Source organism: Chroococcidiopsis sp., from assembly GCF_051657925.1.
In the GTDB taxonomy this organism is placed as follows: Bacteria; Cyanobacteriota; Cyanobacteriia; order Cyanobacteriales; family Chroococcidiopsidaceae; genus Chroococcidiopsis.
In genome coordinates this window covers 1-19661 of sequence record NZ_JBOFLP010000014.1, presented here as the reverse complement: position 1 = coordinate 19661, position 19661 = coordinate 1, and the positions used below count along the sequence as shown (strand labels likewise).

The 19661-nt window shown below is 43.0% G+C and carries 19 protein-coding genes and 1 pseudogene; 12 read left to right on the top strand and 8 right to left on the bottom strand.

The features are described from left to right. Positions 1-198 precede the first annotated feature (198 nt). The 3 genes from nadC to ACRC32_RS01190 all read left to right on the top strand — a co-directional run bounded on the left by nadC (position 199) and on the right by ACRC32_RS01190 (position 3444). Positions 199-1065 (top strand): carboxylating nicotinate-nucleotide diphosphorylase, encoded by an 867-nt coding sequence (gene nadC / locus ACRC32_RS01200; protein ID WP_438552269.1) that lies wholly within the window; start codon positions 199-201, stop codon positions 1063-1065. A 143-nt stretch (positions 1066-1208) separates the two neighbouring features. After that, positions 1209-2978: an arginine--tRNA ligase gene (gene argS / locus ACRC32_RS01195; protein ID WP_438552268.1), complete on the top strand. Its 1770-nt coding sequence runs from the start codon at positions 1209-1211 to the stop codon at positions 2976-2978. A 76-nt stretch (positions 2979-3054) separates the two neighbouring features. Next, positions 3055-3444, top strand: a complete 390-nt coding sequence (locus ACRC32_RS01190) for a hypothetical protein (protein WP_438552267.1) — start codon at positions 3055-3057, stop codon at positions 3442-3444. Positions 3445-3519: 75 nt separating this feature from the next. Here ACRC32_RS01190 and ptsP read toward each other — a convergent pair whose 3' ends face one another. Then, a complete protein-coding gene (gene ptsP / locus ACRC32_RS01185) occupies positions 3520-6033 on the bottom strand; it encodes a phosphoenolpyruvate--protein phosphotransferase (RefSeq protein ID WP_438552266.1) in 2514 nt (837 codons plus the stop codon). A gap of 315 nt (positions 6034-6348) precedes the next feature. Here ptsP and ACRC32_RS01180 point away from each other — a divergent pair, with 315 nt between their 5' ends. Continuing rightward, positions 6349-7023: a hypothetical protein gene (locus ACRC32_RS01180; protein ID WP_438552265.1), complete on the top strand. Its 675-nt coding sequence runs from the start codon at positions 6349-6351 to the stop codon at positions 7021-7023. Between the two features lie 48 nt (positions 7024-7071). Here ACRC32_RS01180 and dhaL read toward each other — a convergent pair whose 3' ends face one another. Both dhaL and dhaK read right to left on the bottom strand, forming a co-directional pair. Then, positions 7072-7698 (bottom strand): dihydroxyacetone kinase subunit DhaL, encoded by a 627-nt coding sequence (dhaL, locus tag ACRC32_RS01175; protein ID WP_438552264.1) that lies wholly within the window; start codon positions 7696-7698, stop codon positions 7072-7074. A gap of 62 nt (positions 7699-7760) precedes the next feature. After that, on the bottom strand, positions 7761-8828 hold the full coding sequence (gene dhaK / locus ACRC32_RS01170) for a dihydroxyacetone kinase subunit DhaK (protein WP_438552263.1): 1068 nt from the start codon (positions 8826-8828) through the stop codon (positions 7761-7763). Between the two features lie 336 nt (positions 8829-9164). Between dhaK and ACRC32_RS01165 the strand changes: the two genes are divergently transcribed. Further along, positions 9165-9410 carry a DUF7219 family protein gene (locus ACRC32_RS01165; RefSeq protein WP_015157499.1) on the top strand — a complete coding sequence of 82 codons (246 nt, stop codon included), beginning with the start codon at positions 9165-9167 and terminating at the stop codon, positions 9408-9410. 127 nt (positions 9411-9537) lie between these two features. Beyond that, positions 9538-9906: a response regulator transcription factor gene (locus ACRC32_RS01160; RefSeq protein WP_438552262.1), complete on the top strand. Its 369-nt coding sequence runs from the start codon at positions 9538-9540 to the stop codon at positions 9904-9906. Between the two features lie 56 nt (positions 9907-9962). Here ACRC32_RS01160 and def read toward each other — a convergent pair whose 3' ends face one another. Together def and ACRC32_RS01150 are read right to left on the bottom strand one after the other, a co-directional pair. Beyond that, the gene (def, locus tag ACRC32_RS01155) at positions 9963-10478 is read right to left on the bottom strand and encodes a peptide deformylase (protein WP_438552261.1); all 516 of its coding nucleotides are present in this window, start codon (positions 10476-10478) and stop codon (positions 9963-9965) included. Positions 10479-10555: 77 nt separating this feature from the next. Then, positions 10556-11980: an HhoA/HhoB/HtrA family serine endopeptidase gene (locus ACRC32_RS01150; protein ID WP_438552260.1), complete on the bottom strand. Its 1425-nt coding sequence runs from the start codon at positions 11978-11980 to the stop codon at positions 10556-10558. Positions 11981-12189: 209 nt separating this feature from the next. Between ACRC32_RS01150 and dnaA the strand changes: the two genes are divergently transcribed. The 4 genes from dnaA (at position 12190) to ACRC32_RS01130 (ending at position 15881) form a co-directional block, all read left to right on the top strand. Then, positions 12190-13566, top strand: coding sequence for a chromosomal replication initiator protein DnaA (gene dnaA / locus ACRC32_RS01145; protein ID WP_438552259.1), 1377 nt, complete (start codon positions 12190-12192; stop codon positions 13564-13566). Between the two features lie 3 nt (positions 13567-13569). After that, the gene (locus ACRC32_RS01140) at positions 13570-13731 is read left to right on the top strand and encodes a hypothetical protein (RefSeq protein ID WP_438552258.1); all 162 of its coding nucleotides are present in this window, start codon (positions 13570-13572) and stop codon (positions 13729-13731) included. A gap of 46 nt (positions 13732-13777) precedes the next feature. Continuing rightward, positions 13778-14104, top strand: coding sequence for a DUF6825 family protein (locus tag ACRC32_RS01135; RefSeq protein ID WP_438552257.1), 327 nt, complete (start codon positions 13778-13780; stop codon positions 14102-14104). An 88-nt stretch (positions 14105-14192) separates the two neighbouring features. Next, positions 14193-15881, top strand: coding sequence for an ABC1 kinase family protein (locus ACRC32_RS01130; RefSeq protein WP_438552270.1), 1689 nt, complete (start codon positions 14193-14195; stop codon positions 15879-15881). Between the two features lie 105 nt (positions 15882-15986). Here ACRC32_RS01130 and ACRC32_RS01125 read toward each other — a convergent pair whose 3' ends face one another. Continuing rightward, positions 15987-16205, bottom strand: a complete 219-nt coding sequence (locus ACRC32_RS01125) for a hypothetical protein (RefSeq protein WP_438552256.1) — start codon at positions 16203-16205, stop codon at positions 15987-15989. A 370-nt stretch (positions 16206-16575) separates the two neighbouring features. On the opposite strand from ACRC32_RS01125, the gene ACRC32_RS01120 reads away from it, so the two are divergent. Both ACRC32_RS01120 and ACRC32_RS01115 read left to right on the top strand, forming a co-directional pair. After that, positions 16576-16770 carry an NblA/ycf18 family protein gene (locus ACRC32_RS01120; RefSeq protein WP_015152113.1) on the top strand — a complete coding sequence of 65 codons (195 nt, stop codon included), beginning with the start codon at positions 16576-16578 and terminating at the stop codon, positions 16768-16770. 476 nt (positions 16771-17246) lie between these two features. Next, complete coding sequence (locus ACRC32_RS01115; protein WP_438552255.1) at positions 17247-17993, top strand: creatininase family protein; 747 nt, start codon at positions 17247-17249, stop codon at positions 17991-17993. 139 nt (positions 17994-18132) lie between these two features. On the opposite strand, the gene ACRC32_RS01110 is transcribed toward ACRC32_RS01115, so the two are convergent. Together ACRC32_RS01110 and ACRC32_RS01105 are read right to left on the bottom strand one after the other, a co-directional pair. Next, positions 18133-18777 carry a bifunctional 4-hydroxy-2-oxoglutarate aldolase/2-dehydro-3-deoxy-phosphogluconate aldolase gene (locus ACRC32_RS01110; RefSeq protein ID WP_438552254.1) on the bottom strand — a complete coding sequence of 215 codons (645 nt, stop codon included), beginning with the start codon at positions 18775-18777 and terminating at the stop codon, positions 18133-18135. A 248-nt stretch (positions 18778-19025) separates the two neighbouring features. Further along, positions 19026-19661 (bottom strand): annotated as a pseudogene (locus ACRC32_RS01105) (IS701 family transposase); the annotation flags it as partial.

Here is a 19661-nt window from a genome sequence, read left to right as displayed (position 1 = left end):
TACTCTTTTCTAGGTTCGGTCGCCTTGCAGAACCGCTTTTCAGCTCGTCTCTCTTCCGGCGCTTTATTAATCTAACTAATCCCTCTAGCTCTTGTCAACTAGTTGGACAAAACTTTTTTGGCTTTCTCTCCCTCCCCCCTCCACACACGGGTTTGAGTTAAAGTAATTCTGGAATTAAACCAGGAAGTGTTGTTAGTCGTGAGTACTTTTGCTGTTTTACCACCTTGGTTAATACTCGATCCTCTGCTGCGTGAATGGTTATCTGAAGATATTGGACGAGGCGATCGCACGACTCAAAGCTTGCTAGCTCACAATCCACCTATAGGACAGGCTAAGTGGGTAGCTAAAGCTCCCGGAGTTATTGCAGGTTTGCCAGTTGCAGCCAGAGTATTTCAGACTTTAGACGAGCAAGTCAAATTTGTCTCTTGTGCGGCTGAAGGAGAGTTGTGTCAGTCAGGACAAGTTATTGCTCAGATGAGTGGAGCGTTGGATGCATTGCTGATGGGAGAAAGAGTTGCGCTTAACTTGGCGATGAGGTTGAGTGGTATTGCTAGCCTTACCCGTCAGTATGTGGAGAGAATAGAAGATTTACCGACTCAATTAGTTGATACGCGCAAAACAACTCCAGGACTGAGAGTGCTAGAAAAGTATGCGACTCAACTAGGAGGAGCAATTAATCACCGAATGGGATTGGATGATGCAGTGATGATTAAAGATAATCATATTGCAGTGGCTGGTGGAATTAGTAAGGCGATCGCCCAAATCCGCCAGCGCATACCATATCCTCTCACCATAGAGGTTGAAACCGAGTCTTTGGAACAAGTATCAGAAGCCATGCAGCATGGGGCAGATATCATTATGCTGGATAATATGTCTCTAGAGAGGATGCATCAAGCAGTAGAGACAATCCGGCAACACAATAGCAAAATCAAAATTGAAGCTTCTGGTAACGTTTCTTTGGAAACGATTTGCTCGGTAGCAGAAACAGGCGTAGATTATATTTCTAGTAGTGCGCCGATTACTCAAGCGAAGTGGTTGGATTTGAGTATGAAAATTGAATGTTGAGCTTGGAAGTGTCTGCGGCTAGGTAGAACAATCGAATCGCCTACACCTTACTGACACACTATACATAACTATTTAGAAGTGTCTGCGGCTAGGTAGAATGATCGAATCACTTACGCCTTGCTGACACACTATACATAACTGTTATGAAAGAAACTTTAGAACAGCTCAAACCTCGATTCGAGCAAGCTTTGGCTGCTGCGTTGGGTGCAGAATATGCTGGAGTCGATCCAATTTTAGTACCTGCTAGCAATCCTAAATTTGGAGATTATCAAGCAAATATAGCTCTACCGCTAGCGAAACAAGTAGGAAAACCTCCACGGGCGATCGCAGAACAGATTGTATCAAAATTAGATGTTGGAAATATCTGTGAAACTCCAACTGTAGCTGGACCTGGTTTTGTTAATTTGACATTAAAGCCTGCTTATTTAGAAGCACAGCTACAAAAAATTAATCCCGATCCTCGGCTAGGAATTACACCAGTCAAGCATCCCAAGAAAATTATTGTAGACTATCCCAGCCCAAATATCGCTAAAGAAATGCACGTTGGGCATTTGCGTCCAGCCGTAATTGGAGATTGCATTTCTCGAATTTTAGAATTTATCGGACATGACGTAGTGCGTCTAAGTCATGTAGGCGATTGGGGAACTCCTTTTGGAATGCTGATTGCTTACTTACAAAAGGCATATCCAGAAGCTTTGACAACAGATGAAAATTTGGATTTAGGAGATTTATCTTCATTTTATCGTCAAGCCAAAAAGCAGTTTGATACAGATGAAGAGTTTAAGGAAGTAGCAAGACAGGCTGTAGTTCAACTTCAAGCAGGAGAGGAAAAAACAATTCTGGCTTGGAAGATTGTTTGCCAACTGTCTAGCAGAGCATATCGAGTTATTTACGATTTGATGGGAATTGCTGCGTTTATAGAAAGAGGAGAATCTTTCTATAATGCTTTATTAGCAGAAACAATTGAAGAGTTAGAAGCAAAAGGACTTGTAGAAATTGACGCAGGCGCAAAGTGCGTTTTTCTAGAAGGTTTTACAAATAAAGAAGGTAAACCTTTGCCTCTAATCGTGCAAAAATCTGATGGAGGTTATAATTATGCCGCAACAGATTTAGCGGCAATTCGCTATCGCGTGAATATCGATAAAGCGCAACGAGTAATTTATCCAGTGGGTGCTGAGCAAACTAATCATTTTGCCCAAATTTTTCAAGTAGGAAAACGAGCGGGTTGGATTACAGACGAGGTAGAGTTTTTTCACGCTCCTTTTGGTTTGGTTTTAGGTGAAGATGGAGCAAAACTAAAAACTCGTTCGGGGGAAGCTGTACGCTTAAAAGATTTGTTAGATGACGCGATCGCCCATGCTCGTAAAGATTTAGAATCTCGATTAAAAGAAGAAGATAGAAAAGAAACAGAAGAATTTATTAACCACGTTGCTCAGGTTATCGGTATTAGTGCGGTTAAGTACGCTGACTTGAGTCAAAATCGCAATAGCAATTACATCTTTAGTTACGATAAAATGTTAGCTTTGCAAGGGAATACTGCCCCTTATATGTTATATGCTTATGCACGGATTCAAGGCATTAGCCGTAAGGGAGAAATTGATTTCGAGCAGTTGGGCGATAACGTTAAGGTTGTATTGCAGCATGAAACTGAACTCGTATTGGCAAAGCATTTACTTCAGTTAGATGAGGTTATCTCAACAATTGAAGAAGATTTATTACCAAATCGATTGTGCGAGTATTTGTTTCAATTGAGCCAAAAATTCAATCAATTTTACGATCGCGATCGAGGTGTTCCAGTCTTGAATGCGGAAGAACCTCAGAGAACGTCGCGGTTAGTACTGTGTAATTTAACGGCTAGAACTCTCAAGTTGGGATTATCTTTATTAGGCATTCCCGTGTTGGAGAGGATGTAAATAGCAGATTCAAACAGGGTGGGTAATGCCCACCCTACTATTTATTTTAGGTTGTTTAGGTGGTGAGGAGAAGATTATGAAGATAACAGTTATTAGTCAAATTGCGATCGCGCTCGTGTCTTTATCTACAGTTTCTACACCAACTGCGGTTAAAGCTCAACTTATTCCACAGCCTTGGGTTTCGGTGGGAGGAGATGATGGTGATGTAACTTTTTCTGTGGGTGCGAGAATTATTGGTTTAGGGGTTGAATTAGGATTTGGTCCGGGTGATTCAACGGGAGTGGACGTACTCAAGTTTATTAATTTATCTGTTGTCGATCCCTATATTGGGGTAGGATATTATTCGGATGATGAGGATTTCGCCGTGTCTGGTGGGGTTCAAATTGATGCTGCGGATAATCTGTTTGTAGGAGTTGGTTATAATTCCGTGCGGGGATTTAACGGACAGGTGGGAGTTAAGTTTTAATCGCTTATAGACTAGAAGTCTAAGGTTATACAGACAAAGCCTGCGAACGCAGGCTAAACAGGAATTTAGCTATTTTCAACTCCCTTTAAAAAGCGGAGAATTGGAGATAAAAGATTTTATTTCGGTGGCTGAGTCAAGTTGCATAACAGAACGAGCGATCGCCTCTGCTTCTTGTGTTGTGAACTGACTGATTATTTGTTTAATCTGAGGAATAGATTGAGGATTAAGACTTAATTCGTCTAAACCTAAGCCTAGTAATATGGGTACAGCTAAGGGTTCGGCTGCGAGTTCGCCACACAATCCTACCGAAATTTCTGCATGGTGTGCGGCTTGCACAGTTTTTTGAACTGCTTGCAATACAGCAGGATGAAAAGCATCAGCTAATGGAGCAACTTTCGGATTGGTGCGGTCTGCTGCCATGATATATTGGCTTAAGTCATTCGTACCAATGCTGAAAAAGTTGACTTCAGAGGCAAGTTTATCTGCGATCGCAACCGCAGATGGAATTTCTATCATGATGCCAATTTCAATATTTTTATCAAAGGGAATACCAGCTTGGGACAATTCTGTTTGTGCTTCTGCCCAAATTGCTTTAGCTGCTTGTAGTTCTGCTAAAGTTGCAATTGTGGGAAACATAACTTTAATTTGATGTCCTGAGCTAGCTCGTAATATTGCTCGTAACTGAGTTTTGAAAAGCTCGGGACGATCCAAGCAAAATCGAATACCTCGCCAGCCTAAAAAAGGATTAGTTTCTGCTTGTAATCCCAGATAAGAAAGAGGTTTGTCGCCACCTACGTCCAGAGTACGAATAATTAGGGAACGGTTTGCTAAAATTTGAGCGATCGCACGATAAATTTCAAATTGTTCTTCTTCTGTAGGTGAGGACGTTCTGTCGAGATACAATAATTCGGTGCGTAATAATCCGACTCCCTCTGCACCTTGAGCGATCGCAACTTGAGCATCGGCAATACTACTAATATTAGCAAAGACATGAATTCGCTTACCGTCACGGGCGATCGCTGGTGCTTGCGCTTTGGCTCGTGCTTGCTGTCTAGCGGTAATTATCGCATCTCTTTTCGCTTCGAGGGTAGCAATTGTTTTAGAATCGGGTTGTATCCAAATATTGCCATTTTCACCATCAATTGCTAATAGCGTACCAGGTTCTAAACTTAAAATTTGTGAGTTGATACCGACAACAGCCGGAATTCCTAACGTGCGTGCCAAAATTGCACTGTGAGAAGTACCGCTACCTTGTAACGTACAAATTCCTAATACCTTTGTCCGATCTAATTGGACTGTATCAGAAGGAGAAAGATCGCGAGCAACGAGAATACTGGGCTGAGTTAATTCTATATTAGCAGTAGAAACGCCAAGGAGCGATCGCAAAACTCTTTGTCCTACATCAATAATATCTTTAGCTCGTTCTTGTAAATAAACGTCATTGAGATGGCGATAACTATTTGCTATTTCATCAATAATGGTATTCCAAGCAAATTCAGCATTTTGATGTTGCTCAAAAATTCGTTTTTGTACGGGTTCGATAATTGCTGGATCTGCCAAAATTAAAAGATGTGCATCAAATATTGCTGCTTCATTCTCATGAATATGGATTCGATCTTTGATATTTTGAATTTCTTGTTTAGCAGTTGCGATCGCTGTTTGTAAACGCTGCCATTCAGCCTCTACATCAGCTACACAAAGTTCGTGAACTTTTATTTGATGCAAATGATATTGAAAAACTGGGGCGATCGCAATTCCTGGGACAGCGGGAATTCCTTGTGGAAAATGAGAGAAAGTATGGAGGTGAGGAGATGAAGTATGATGAGTCTCACCAAAATTGTTTTCGACAAGTTTCTGTAGTGCTAACAGTGCCGCATCTGTATCCTCACCAACAGAAGCGATCGCAATTTCGTGTCCTTGACGTACTCCTAATGTAGCGACTTGATTGATACTATCTGCTCTCACAAAATCTGTGTTTCTAGTGATATTTCGCACGCGAATTTGAGCCTGAAACTGAGTTACTGTGGTGACAAATTGAGCCGCAGGACGTGCGTGTAGTCCTTGTGGGTTACGGATTGTCAGGTGGATTTCTTTTGTTGGGTGGGAGTCGGGAGTCGGGAGTCGGGAGTCGGAAGATCTGTTTATATCTTCTTCACCAATGACAAATGACGAATGACTAATGACACCTAATTGTGCTGCTTTTGCTGTGAGTGCTTGTCGTGCTTCAGAAATAACGACATCGATATCGTTACTAGATGTAGCTGCAACAGAGGCGGCGATCGCACCTTCTACTAGAGGTGCTTCACACAAATGAATTTTATCCTGTTGTTCTTCTGGCAAGAATTCTATTGCCATCTCCGCACTAAGTAAGGCACTACCGAGATCCATGAGTACGAGAACGCCATCGTCACTATATACAGAGGCGATCGCTTCATAGACTTGCATGGCATCTGTACCCAGTGGATTTTCTGGATCGTCAACTCCTGCTGCTACGGCTATGGGTACTTTGTCTTGTACCATTTGCCGTGCAAGTTCCCGCACGCCTTCGGCTAGTTTTTTGCTGTGAGAGACAATGACAATGCTAACCATGCGATCGCCTCAAGGGTATTTAAAAGCTTCTACCAACTCAGTTACTCTAACTTAGCGCAATGTTACTCGATCAAAAGTTACAGCTTTAGCTTTTGTATTTAGCTGATAAAAGGAAATATTTCAGTAAGCTAACTAAGTAGTTAAGTATACATAGAGGCAATCGCTGCATAACAAAGTTAGCAATAAGACTACTATCATTCTTATCTTTAGTAGGGCAGAGTAAGGGTTGACTTCTATCAGCAGCAGTACTAAAGTACTATAAATTTCGACTCAGCCACTATTAATGCACTTCATCTTCTGGGAGAAAAGTAGCAAATGCCACAAATTAATAAGCAAATCAAAAAACATTTTCTACTCGCTAAAACAAATATATTATCTAAAACTGATTCGAGCAAAAAAAATATTTCTGTTATATTTCAATATATTTTTAAATATATATATGGTGGTTTTTCAGCATCATTTCCAGTATACTATTTTGTTTTTGGTATAATTTTTCTTACGCTAGTAATACTAGCATTATTAGATGTATTTACTAGCTTTAACCTAAAACCAGAAGTTGCCGCTTCACTTACCGCAGTATTATTTTCTACATTTATGACGCCACTCTTGGTAGGTATGGTAACTTCTTATCAAAACAGGCGAACTGCTGTAAAAACTAGAAATGATAAAGTCGATATTATTCAAGCAGATTTTATTCGGTTTTTGGTTGAAGCTCGATTCAACTTAACCAAACATCCTTCGTACGAGCAAAGAGTATTAATTTTCTGTAATGAAATGACTGCAAAAATAATTGAATCAGGCTCTTATCAAGCACAACTACAATGGTCTATTCTAAAACCTGAATTTATAAAAATATGTTTAAATACAAATTCCAAGTTAACTAATAGTCAAATAAAAGACATTCTAAACTTTTTAGAGGCGATAAGAGAGCAGTTAGGTTATGGTGATTCTCGACTTCGCATTCATATCCTTGAAGACTTATTGAATTAGATAGATTCTTTCAATATAAAACATACTTTTACCAGGAGCGCGCTCTCTTTATTTCTCCAAAGCTGCTAATAGACTCTTAAACATTAAATAAGTAGAAGTTGCGCCTGGATCTTGGTGTCCAATACTGCGATCGCCTAAATAACTCGCTCTCCCTTTTTTAGCTAGCATAGGAATAGTCTCTTTCATCGCTTGTTCTGCTACTAATACTACTTGCTGCATCGTTTCTACAATATTTTTATTTTGATCTACAGATTGTTGCAAACTATCCACAACTGGCGATAAAACATCTATCATGGTCTTGTCATCAAGGTGCGCTTTACCTCGTTGAACTACACCTTCTAAACCTACTTGTAATAACTTGAGTAAATCTTCTGTTGCGAGTTCTTCTTTCCCTATTACGGCTGTACTTGCTCTCAAAAAGAATGTGCCGTAGAGAGGACCACTTGCACCACCTACAGTAGAAATTAAGGTCATGCTGACAGTTTTTAAAATTGTACTAATGTCTTTGTCGGCAACACTAGATAGTTGACTTGCTACTTTCTTAAAGCCGCGATCCATATTGATACCATGATCGGCATCACCAATTGCTGCATCTAATTCTGTTAAATATTCTTTGTTTCGCTCAATCTCAGCAGCAAAATTATGCAACCATTGCAATATTTGAGTTTTGTTCATCTTATTTGACAATTGGCGAGAAGTATCAGGCAATTCACTAACTACTCTTCACTGATAACCGATTACCAACATAAACTTGCTGTTTTTACAGGCGCATCCCACAGCCGCAGTATCTCATCATCGACTTTGAGCAAGGTAATGGAACAGCCTTGCATTTCTAAAGATGTGATGTAATTGCCAATCAAGTTTCTCACTATTTGTAATCCCTGTTTTTGACAAATTTCGGCTAATTTGCGGTAAACAATATACAGTTCTGATAAGGGCGTACCACCCATACCGTTAACAAAAGCTAACATGCGATCGCCCGACTTAAACTCAGAATTGACTAACTCTACATCTACCCATTCTTCTTGAGTCTCATCCCATTCTCGGACTGTACGACTGTAGGGGCGATCGTTAATTATTGATAAGGCGAGTATTTCTGTAATCTCGTCTACAGATTTTAGCGACATTCTTTCTCTACCTGGTTCGCCGTGAATACCAATCCCAATTTCCATTTCGCGATCGCTCAAACTAAAAGTAGGCGATCCTTTCGTGGGTACGGTACAAGATGTTAACGCCATACCCATACTGCGACCGTTTAGATTCACCCGCCGACAGAAATCTGCCACTTGCGGCAAGTTGTATCCGTCTGCCGCAGCCGCACCGCAAATTTTCTCTGCTAGTACTGTCGTGCCTACACCTCGCCTGCCTTGGGTATAAAGGCTATCTTGGACGGCAACATCATCGTCTATTAATATATTTAACACCCGTATGTCCTCAACACGGGCTAACTCAGTTGCCATTTCAAAGTTCATTACGTCGCCGCTATAGTTTTTGACAATGTAAAGCACTCCAGCGCCGCCATCTACCTGTTTTGCCGCTGCTAGCATTTGGTCGGGTGTAGGAGAAGTAAACACCTCTCCAGGACACGCAGCATCTAACATACCCATACCGACAAAGCCAGCGTGCATCGGTTCGTGACCGCTACCTCCACCAGAAATAATTGCTACCTTACCTGTCACGGGTGCGTCGGCGCGGTAGACGAATGTAGGCTCGAAGTTCACCTTTAACAAGCTGGAATGAGCTACTGCCATACCTGCCAAACTCTCCCGCACGAAGCTTTCCGGTTGGTTAATCAACTTCTTCATGGTTCGCTCCTATTCGAGAGGCTGTTACAACTCAGGATAAAAGACTTTGGAGCAGTCTTGACATTGACTCAGCTATCCTTACCGCTCAATGTAAATTTGGTTAACATTAGGTTAAGTCATGGTTAAAATATAAGTCATAATATATTTTCCTAGAGTAAGCTCAGTTTGATAACTCAATAGGAAAATACAACCAAAATAGGCAGATGACTGGCGAATACCAAGGTTTATGTATTCATAACTACAGATTGGAAGATGAAAATCTTTCTCATGGATGAACGTCGCCAAAATTAATTTAAGGATAGGTTAAGATAAATTCTTTCTTATAGGTAGGGTAGTATGGCAAAAGCAGAGCTAAGTAATAAAAATAGTTTTATTTACGCCCAAAGCAGGTATCATGGCAAGTTTACGCCAGAACATCTGGCTTTTAATGCTAACTTACAAGAATTTGCTCAAAAACTTGCTTATATTTCTGCTTTACATACAGGTGGAAAGCTTTCCTCAGAGAAAGCATACGAACAGGTGGCAAGTCTATGGCAAAAGATAGAGCAGAGCAAACGCGCCATGAACATTGGCTCAAAGTAGCGATCGCCCTAAAAATCTTTCTGCTACTAAATTTTAAACAAATAAATTTGAACTTTAAGCAATTTAAGGTTATGGATTTACTACCAGTCCTTTTGTTATCTTGCACTCAAATTCAGAAAATGTAAGAATGACGAAGGTTTTGGCGATAGAGGATGATGCACTATTGCGCGATAGTATTGTCAACGTACTCACACTGAGAGGTTTGACAGCGATCGCAGCTGAAAATGGTTACGCCGGATTAAAACTTGCACAAGAAAATATACCTGACTTAGTATTATGCGATGTGAGAATGCCAGGACTGAGTGGTTACGAAGTTCTGAAATCGCTGCGACAAGACCCAAACACCGCTGCTATTCCATTTATTTTTTTGACTGCTGAAAATACTCCAGAAGTTACAGCTATGGGAGCAGATTTGGGAGCCAATGGTTATCTATGTAAACCGTTTTCTACAGCTGAGTTGATAACAGCGATCGCGCCTTTTATCAGTGACCAGTGACCAGTGACCAGTTATCAGCGATCGCGCACCACGCACCACCAGCTACCAACTACCAATTACCCACTCACTAATTTTTGATATTCCTGCTCTGTAATAAGATCGTAGTTAGTTTCGAGGCGATCGAGGAAGACGATACCGTCTAGATGGTCGAGTTCGTGTTGAAAGATTCTAGCAACGAAATCGCTCAATTCTTGCTTGTGTAACTTGCCGTAGCGATCGCTATATTCAACTTCGATCGCTCGATCTCGGGGTACGGAACCGCGAATCCCAGGGATACTCAGACAACCTTCCCATCCTTTTACACTCTCACTAGAACGAGCCAAGATTTTGGGATTAATCATCGGCGTTGGCTCCATTTCTGGAGCGTGAGGATAGCGGAGATTGGGACGGGAAGCAACAATAAAAACGCGATCGATAACTCCAACTTGCGGTGCAGCAATCCCCACACCATTCGCCTGTTTGACTGTAATTAATAGATCGTCTATGAGCTGTTGAATTTGCGGATCGTTAACATTTTCCACAAACTCAGCCTTACTTCGCAGAATCGGATTACCAAGTTGAATAATTTCCATAGTTATTAGGGAGCAGGGAGCAGGGAGCAGAGAGTAGTGAAGAGCGGTTAGTGGTAGATGACTTACGAATTACGACTTCATCCTTCTTGTTGTACGGGTAAATTAGCCAACTTCACAGATAGCTGTGCAGTTTTACCATTGCGTTGAACTTGGACGGAAACTTGGGTTCCTACAGAACTTTGTTCGACTATCTGTTGTACTTGCTCTGTTTTCGATACGGGTTGATTGTTAATTGACTGAATGACATCTCCACTTCTGATCCCCGCTGCGGCTGCGGGAGAGTTAGGCACAACTCTGACTACTAATACGCCACTCTCGGCAGGAAGTTGAATTTGTCCGTCCGACTCTACTTCCAGTTGCTGTCTAATTTCTGGTGTCAGCGTCACCATTTGCACTCCCAAATAAGGATGCTGAACGCTGCCTGTAGCAATAAGTTGCTTAGATATGCGCTGGACGGCATTAATTGGAATGGAGAAGCCTAATCCTTGCGCACCTTGAATGATTGCCGTATTCATGCCGATAACTTCACCACGGGAGTTCAGCAGGGGTCCGCCAGAGTTACCTGGATTGATTGCCGCATCGGTTTGAATAAAGCCAATCCGCTTATCAGTTACGCCAATATCACTCGCAGAACGGTCTGTTGCACTGACAATTCCTGCTGTCACCGTATTATCTAAACCGAGGGGATTGCCGATCGCGATTACCCATTCTCCTGGTTGTAGTTCGTCAGAATTGCCAATTTCTACTACGGGTAAATTACTTGACTGAACTTGAATCACGGCGATATCAGTGACCGGATCTTCACCTAAAACTTTTCCTTCTAGGGTACGACCGTCTTTAAGCGTGACGCTGACGCGATCGGCTCCATTAACCACATGGGCGTTAGTCAAGATTTGACCGTTAGCACTAATAATAAATCCAGAACCAGTTCCGCGCACGATCCGTTCTCGCGGTTGAGCCTCTGGTACGCCAAAAAAGCGGCGAAATAAAGGATCTTCAAATGCTTCGGGTAGCTGCCGTCTCACTGTTTTAGAAGCATTGATTCTCACCACAGCCGGACCAACTTTCTGAACGGCGGCGACGACAAAATTAGGGTCGCTGACACTAGGTAAAGCAGCGCGAGGAGTCCCTGTTGGCGCAGGAACGACAGGGGATGGAGCTATGGGAGTTTGTTGAGCTTGGGATTGACGGAAAGGCTCTGTAATAGTGGCGCAGCTACTTAACGAAACGCATAAAACACTAGAGATCAGCGTCAATGCCTTCCTACCAGCAGTTCCAGACAATCGCCACCGATCGCCCCCTACTTTGTCTGATAAACTCTTCCTTACGAGTCCTACAAGGTTAGTTTTAATCAGATTGCCTGTGTTGCCAAAGAAATATCCGCCAAACCCATTCCGATTACTGCCTGGGGTTTTTTCAGTGCCATCAAGCTGCAAACGCCTTGGTTCTCTCTCTTGTGGCTCAGGATCTCGTGACTCAATATTGCGTTGCCTGCTGCTCATCTGTTTTGCTGTTGGTGAAAGTCGATCGGTAGCTAGTTCGATTTTGCCTCAATTGAGCGGAGTTTTGCCGCTGAGTACAGGTAAAGAGTTTTGCAAAGGAGTTATACGATCGATGTTTTTGTCGATCGCGATCGCTGCGATCGAATAAGAGTTTGGTAGATTAGTTAACCTATCCCTATTTTGACAGCTAACAGCAGAGGTGGTAAAAGGTGGATCTTTCCCCCGATAATCTTTGGACTCAAGTACTGGAGCGATTGCAACTCCAGTTAAGCAGACCTTCTTTTGAATCCTGGATTAAAACTGCCAATGCTGAGCGGCTTGAGGATAATTCCTTGACAATTTGCACTCCCAATGCGTTTCATCGGAATTGGTTGCAAAAGCGTTACATCAAAACAATTGCCGATACAGTCCAAGATATTCTCGGCTATCCTGTAGAAATTCACGTTACCGTGGCTCAGGGAGATGAATCCGTGCGTTTTGCCGAGTCAGAAGTTGCTCGGTCGTCTCCGAGTAACGATACTACCCCAAAAGCTTCTCCTAGCAACAATGTGAAGCCGCCAGAACTGAACCAAAAGTATGTATTTTCTCGATTTGTCGTCGGTTCTAACAGTCGGATGGCTCATGCTGCGGCTTTGGCAGTGGCGGAATCCCCAGGGAGAGAATTCAACCCGCTATTTTTATGTGGCGGCGTAGGGTTAGGAAAAACTCATCTGATGCAGGCGATCGGTCACTATCGCTTAGAAATTGACGCAAATTCTAAAATTTTCTACGTTTCTACCGAGCAATTCACGAACGATCTGATTGCTTCGATCCGCAAAGATAGTATGCAGAGTTTTCGAGAGCATTATCGTGCTGCCGATATTTTATTAGTCGATGATATTCAATTTATTGAAGGTAAAGAGTACACGCAAGAAGAATTTTTTCATACATTTAATACGCTGCATGAAGCGGGAAAACAAGTCGTTCTAGCATCAGACCGTCCGCCAAACCAAATTCCCAAGTTGCAGGCTCGCTTGTGTTCTCGATTCTCAATGGGATTGATTGCTGATATTCAGCCGCCAGATCTTGAAACTAGAATGGCAATTTTACAGAAAAAGGCAGAGTATGAAAATATGCGTCTGCCCAGAAACGTGATTGAGTACATTGCCTCAAATTACACTTCTAATATTAGAGAATTAGAAGGAGCTTTGATTCGTGCTGTCGCTTATATTTCTATTTCTGGCTTATCTATGACAGTGGAAAATCTTCGACCAGTTTTAAACCCAGGCATAGAAAAAGTAGCTGCTTCAGCTGAATCGGTGATGATGGTCGTCGCCGACGTTTATGATGTCTCGATTGAAGATTTGAAAGGCAATTCACGGCGCAGAGAAATTAGTTGGGCGAGACAAATTGGCATGTATTTAATGCGACAGTATACAGATTTGAGTTTACCGAGAATTGGCGAAGAATTCGGCGGAAAAGACCATACCACCGTACTGTATAGTTGTGAGAAAATTTCTCAGCTCAAGGATAGCGATCCCAGTTTAGAACAAAAGTTAAGACAATTAGCCGATCGCATTAGCATTACGAGTCGTTCGCGGAACTAAATCATGGATAAAGCAAGCCAGCAGACTAACGAGTTGGCGCACAGTCGGGGGTTACTGATGAAGAAAGACTGGCTGCAATTTGCCGCTGAGACCGTATTACCGATCGCATTTCCCATCTCTAACTCCTTACACCTCACGAAAGGTACAAGCATTAGAGCGAGTTAGCAAGTTATAATCTTTGCGGATGGCAATTGTGTAGAAATTTGTAGCTATGAGTAATCCTCTGGTTCATGCCTTCTTTGTCGGTAGGGCAGCAGCTGAAATTGTCAGCGAAAAGTTAGAAAATGCATTGACCGATGCTCTGAGCGAATTAGGTAAATTTGATGCTGAAGCACGAGAGCAACTGCGGCAATTTACCGAACAGGTGAAGGAGCGAGCAGAGCGGGAAATGGAAGTGGCGACTGTAGGTAGAAGTACTACGGAGATAGTGCCTCAAAGCTCGCAACCCGCGGACTTGCAGGCATCAATCGACGATATGCGGGCTGAAATTGCCTTACTGCGGGCTGAATTACAACGCTATCGTAGCAACTCCCTCTAACAGCATCTCTTACCCCTTACCCCTTACTGCTCGATCAGTGTCTGTTTTTTCTGCCGACTCCGCCCAAATTACAAGTTACGCCGATCGCATGGAGAAGACTTACACGAATAAGTCCTATCGTTGGAACCGCGAAAATTACTCGCGCCAACGACGGTTCGTAGACATTTGGATGTTTGTCCTAACACTAATGTTTGGATTGTGGCTAGATGGAAAAGCTTGGAGCTATCCAGGCGGCGTAACTGAAGCTAAAAAGATTGCTAGGCGCAAAAAACAAGCAATCTGGATTCGCAATACTTTATTGGATCTGGGTCCGACCTTTATCAAAGTCGGACAGCTATTCTCTACCCGCGCCGATCTATTTCCTGGCGAATATGTCGAGGAACTTGCAAAGCTCCAGGATCGGGTTCCCGCCTTTGGCTACGAGCAAGTAGAAACAACGGTAGAACGAGAATTAGGAAAAAAGATTCCCGAATTGTTTCATAGTTTTGAGCCAATACCTCTAGCAGCGGCGAGTTTAGGTCAAGTCCATAAAGCTAAATTGCGATCGGGTGAGGAGGTTGTTGTCAAAATACAACGCCCTGGATTAAAAAAACTGTTTGAAATTGACCTAGCGATTCTCAAAGGTATTACACGCTACTTTCAAAATCATCCCGACTGGGGGCGCGGTCGAGATTGGCTGGGAATATATGAAGAGTGTTGTCGCATTCTTTGGGAAGAAATCGATTATTTAAATGAAGGTCGCAATGCCGATACGTTTCGCCGCAATTTTCGCGAATACGATTGGGTTAAAGTCCCGCGAATTTACTGGCGTTACACTTCCCCACAGGTTTTAACTCTAGAATACGCACCAGGAATCAAGATCAGCCACTATGAAGCGATAGAAGCCGCTGGCTTAGACCGGAAGTTAATAGCTAGACAAGGAGCAGAAGCCTATTTACATCAGTTACTACACAATGGCTTCTTCCACGCCGACCCGCACCCAGGTAATATCGCTGTTAGTCCCGAAGGATCGCTGATTTTTTATGATTTTGGCATGATGGGGCGAATTAAGGCAAACGTGCGCGAACAGTTAATGGAAACTTTGTTTGGCATTGCGCAAAAAGATGGCGGTCGCGTGGTTGCATCTTTAGTAGAACTGGGCGCTTTAGCACCTACAGATGATATGGGTCCTATCCGGCGATCGGTGCAGTTTATGCTGGACAATTTCATGGATAAACCGTTTGAAAATCAATCGGTGAGTGCGATTAGCGACGATCTTTATGAAATTGCCTACGGTCAGCCATTTCGCTTTCCGGCTACTTTTACGTTCGTCATGCGGGCTTTTTCTACTCTCGAAGGGGTCGGCAAGGGCTTAGACCCTGAGTTCAACTTTATGGAAGTTGCTAAACCTTTTGCATTCCAGCTTATGACTGATGGTAATGGTTCTGTTGATGGCAATAGCTTCTTGAACGAATTAAGTCGTCAAGCTGCCCAAGTGGGTAGTACCGCTTTCGGCTTACCAAGACGCTTAGAAGACACCCTCGAAAAACTGGAACGAGGAGATTTGCGCGTGCGGGTACGGTCAATTGAAACAGAACGCTTGTTGCGGCGACAGAGTAGCGTCCAAGTCGCCATTACTTACGCTCTAATTGTCAGTTCCTTCACAATTTCGGCAACAATTCTATTGATTAGTCAATTTGCTTGGTTAGCATTGATCCCTGGCGCGATCGCTGCCGGAACTGGATTTTCTCTGATTCGCCTGCTGATGCGCCTCGATCGCTACGACAAAATGTATTAAGTTAGGGAGCAGGGAGTAGGGAGCAGGGAGCAGGGCAGAAGAAGACAAGGAAGACAAGGAAGAAATTCTAGCCACCAGCCACTTGTCACCGACCAACAAAAATGACTAATAACCAATGGGGTGTGTCACACAACGCACCCTATTTTGTTTCGTTCGCAAGTGAGATGGCGATCGCCTGCCATACTGCAAAGGTTGAGATATGCAACCTGCTATACATTTCGCCGACTCGCCGCAGATTGCTAGAACCGCGATCCCCAGCAAAGATAAAGGTTTTGAATACATGACTTTTGTACGGGCGAGTTTAGCAAATAGATCGAAAGCCAAAGCCCGAAATTTTCGATCAAAACCCGCCTCTACATTTTCTGCCTCTTAACTTGTGACTTTTGCCTTTTGACTTCCCAAGCCGCTGCATTTAGGTCTGTCTATAAGTATAACTACTTATTTTTGTTCGGTCTGAGCATTTTTCTGTGACAGAACTTGTTAAAAGTATCGATAAATTTCCTTAAATCTACCGAAATCGAGATTCTGCCTTTTGATTTAATATGTATACCCAATAAGAAGTAGCGCATCTTGTCAAGCAGTTGTTAAATTTGTTAATACATAGAGAAACAACTGCTGTTATACTCAAGCAAAGCTTCCACGAAGCCGAGCTAGAAGCAACTCAGTCACTACGTTTGTTTTCAGGAGTTAACTTATGAGTCACCCAATTGAACTCTCACTCGAACAGCAATTCAACATCCGCTCGTTTGAAACTCAGGTAGAGAAGATGGATCGAGAACAAGCACAAGACTTCCTCGTGAAGTTATATCGTCAAATGGTCATGCGCGAAGCCACCTACAAGGAATTGCTTAAGCACCATTGGGGTATAGACGGAGGTAATTGGCAATAAACGCCTAAGCCATGTCTACAGCAGTAGGCGACCTCCATCTCTTGCTGAGTTCCAAGCGGGAAAGGAGCTGGGGATGCTGGGGCGTCAACTCAACACAAAAACCAAAAAACTGAGAAAATATCAGACTGTGATTAGAATGTTTAATAGTTAGCTACACTACTGATGAAAAAAATTGTGCGAACAACCAGTAGATGTCAATAGCAGGCTAGATAAACGTGTGAAAATCAGACAGTTCTCGCGATTGAGCAAACAGTGGCAAGGGTGAGAGTGGACAGAAAGTAGAATCCACCCAAATCGTAACGAGTCAGTTAAAGAAATTTGATAGATTTGATAAGCGATCGAAAACTACTAAGTTCCAGGTATACCAGTTTTTGATGTGCAAAAGTAATTGAGAATACTTCCACGATCCAAAGCACAAAACATAAAACTTACGGATCGCTCATAATCAAAGAAGAGTATTGCTATCTGAGTAAGTCATGTTATTGCATCTGAGTACCTGGCTGGAAGTAGAAGCATATCTAGAGCATTCCCAAGGCGTAATTATGCCGATTGGTTCTACAGAGCAACATGGACCTACAGGACTGATTGGAACAGATGCGATTTGTGCAGAAGCGATCGCTAAAGGAGTAGGAGAGGCGACGCAAGCACTGGTTGCACCTACAATCAACATTGGGATGGCACTGCACCACACTGCTTTTCCTGGTTCTATGAGCCTGCGACCCAGCACGATGATTCAGGTGGTGAAAGAATACGTGACTTGTCTAGCAAAGGCTAGATTTACTAAATTCTTCTTTATCAACGGTCACGGTGGTAACATTGCCACCCTAAAAGCAGCATTTTCCGAAACCTACGCTCATTTAGCCGACCTCAACCTACCTAATGCTGGTAACGTCAAGTGCTACCTAGGTAACTGGTTTATGTGCGGCTCTGTCTACCAGCTAGCAAAAGAATTATACGGCGACAAAGAAGGCTCTCACGCTACGCCGAGCGAAGTTGCACTCACCCAATACGTTTATCCAGAAGCAATCAAACAAGCACCTCTATCGCCAGAAGTGGGGAGAGGATATAAAATTTACGGTGCAGAAGATTTCCGCCGTCGTTATCCTGATGGCAGAATGGGTTCCGATCCTGCCTTAGCAACCCCCGAACACGGGAAGCAGTTTTATGAGTTGGCGGTGAAGGAATTGAGTCATACTTATCTAGAATTTGTGAATGGGGAGTAAACAAATTTTGGTAATGGTAGTCGGTAATTGGTAGTTAGTCCGTTAACTCTCCCTTGTTTCCTTGTCCTCGACTCCCGTACGGGCGGGTTTAATTGCAGATCTTCTGGTTGTTCGCAGGAATTTTCCATGAAACCCGCCCCTACGACTCCCGCTCAAACATATCCGACATCAAAGTTTTAGCCAATTGCGCGATCGCCTCCCAATTTTCTGCTTCAATAAAATTTTTGGGAAATAACTGACCGGATAAGCCTACCGCGATCGCACCCGCTGCAATAAATTCTTTAGCATTTTCTAACGACACTCCACCTGTAGGAATTAAAGGAATATTTCCCAACGGTGCTTGTAGGCTCTTAATATAGCTAACGCCTCCTAGTGCTTGCACGGGAAACACTTTAACGCAACTCGCTCCCACCATCCACGCCGTGACAATTTCTGTGGGAGAGAGCGCCCCTGGTACGATCGGTATACCCCGAGCTACAGCAGCTTGAATTAAGACAGAATCGACATGGGGAGTGAAGATAAATTGCGCCCCAGAGGAGATCGCCTGTTGCAGTTGTTCTAAAGTTAGAATCGTTCCCGTACCAATTGTACAAGTAGGTAACTCGCGACGCAGTTGCGAAATCAACTCGGCGGGGCGATCGCTATTCCAAGTAATTTCGATTAACTGCATTCCTCCTGCTGCTACCGCTTTTGCCATTTGACAACCTAGCTCAATTTTATTGGCACGGATCACAGCGATTGCTCTATTTTGCTGCAATAACTTCAACCATGAATCGTTAAACATTGTCTTACCGAGCAGCTCAGCAAATCGATCGTTACCTATCTGAAATATACGTCCAGCAACAGTTCAGATGTCAGTCGCCAGCTGGATGAACCTAAAATCAGGCGCTTTTAATCTATTATCATCCCTTTACTATTCTGAAGTATAAGTATGGCACTGCACACGCTTGTAGACTTTGCTCCTAATTATCAACAGATTCTTGATGGGGATGATGTCAAACGGTTGGAAGTCTATACCCCTGTTTTATCACTCTAAGCGGAAGAAAATATCAGTTGTGAGTTGAGCTGATGCACGATGGGACAAACAAACTGATTCATCCTACCCGTAAGTTGCTCAAATCCAAACTGCAATGAAGCGATGGGAAATACTTCTAACCATCGCTTTAACCAGTTGAAACAAATCAATGGTTGGATAATTAAACGTAGATTGTTGAGCAGATGTTTCCAACCGCTTTGATTGTTCCACCACGGATGTTGAGCCAACTGTTGATGGGCTATTGGACAAGAATTATTAAAGGCATCAGCAAACAGACTCACCATCAAAAAAGCACTCATCACCATCTCCCACCACTTTTCAATCTGTTTGTAGTCAGTCATGCGAAAATCTGCCCAACCAAGCGTATCCTTGGCTTGTTTGAGTCCATACTCAATACTCGTCCTAAACCCATAACTATTACCAATCTCATTCAGTTTGATAGCAGGTGCAGCCACCATGACAAATGTGGTCGAATTGTCTGGCAAGGTTTCGGGGTCAGTGGTCAGCAGCCAATACTGCTTGCGACGGCGTTTGCCGTAGATCACCTCAGCCATGTAGCGGATTTCGGTTGTGCCATTACTAAAGGTGCGTTCAAATCTCTGCCACGGTTGTTGAACCACCTTTTGGTCTTC

Excerpts from the sequence above, each read along its gene's own strand:
- ACRC32_RS01150 (WP_438552260.1), bottom strand. The coding sequence starts at position 11,980 with ATGAGCAGCAGGCAACGCAATATTGAGTCACGAGATCCTGAGCCACAA.
- def (WP_438552261.1), bottom strand. The coding sequence starts at position 10,478 with ATGGAAATTATTCAACTTGGTAATCCGATTCTGCGAAGTAAGGCTGAG.
- ptsP (WP_438552266.1), bottom strand. The coding sequence starts at position 6,033 with ATGGTTAGCATTGTCATTGTCTCTCACAGCAAAAAACTAGCCGAAGGC.
- ACRC32_RS01140 (WP_438552258.1), top strand. The coding sequence starts at position 13,570 with ATGGATAAAGCAAGCCAGCAGACTAACGAGTTGGCGCACAGTCGGGGG.
- ACRC32_RS01110 (WP_438552254.1), bottom strand. The coding sequence starts at position 18,777 with ATGTTTAACGATTCATGGTTGAAGTTATTGCAGCAAAATAGAGCAATC.
- ACRC32_RS01180 (WP_438552265.1), top strand. The coding sequence starts at position 6,349 with ATGCCACAAATTAATAAGCAAATCAAAAAACATTTTCTACTCGCTAAA.
- ACRC32_RS01160 (WP_438552262.1), top strand. The coding sequence starts at position 9,538 with ATGACGAAGGTTTTGGCGATAGAGGATGATGCACTATTGCGCGATAGT.
- ACRC32_RS01120 (WP_015152113.1), top strand. The coding sequence starts at position 16,576 with ATGAGTCACCCAATTGAACTCTCACTCGAACAGCAATTCAACATCCGC.
- dhaK (WP_438552263.1), bottom strand. The coding sequence starts at position 8,828 with ATGAAGAAGTTGATTAACCAACCGGAAAGCTTCGTGCGGGAGAGTTTG.
- dhaL (WP_438552264.1), bottom strand. The coding sequence starts at position 7,698 with ATGAACAAAACTCAAATATTGCAATGGTTGCATAATTTTGCTGCTGAG.
- ACRC32_RS01190 (WP_438552267.1), top strand. The coding sequence starts at position 3,055 with ATGAAGATAACAGTTATTAGTCAAATTGCGATCGCGCTCGTGTCTTTA.
- ACRC32_RS01130 (WP_438552270.1), top strand. The coding sequence starts at position 14,193 with ATGGAGAAGACTTACACGAATAAGTCCTATCGTTGGAACCGCGAAAAT.
- ACRC32_RS01115 (WP_438552255.1), top strand. The coding sequence starts at position 17,247 with ATGTTATTGCATCTGAGTACCTGGCTGGAAGTAGAAGCATATCTAGAG.
- argS (WP_438552268.1), top strand. The coding sequence starts at position 1,209 with ATGAAAGAAACTTTAGAACAGCTCAAACCTCGATTCGAGCAAGCTTTG.
- ACRC32_RS01135 (WP_438552257.1), top strand. The coding sequence starts at position 13,778 with ATGAGTAATCCTCTGGTTCATGCCTTCTTTGTCGGTAGGGCAGCAGCT.
- ACRC32_RS01165 (WP_015157499.1), top strand. The coding sequence starts at position 9,165 with ATGGCAAAAGCAGAGCTAAGTAATAAAAATAGTTTTATTTACGCCCAA.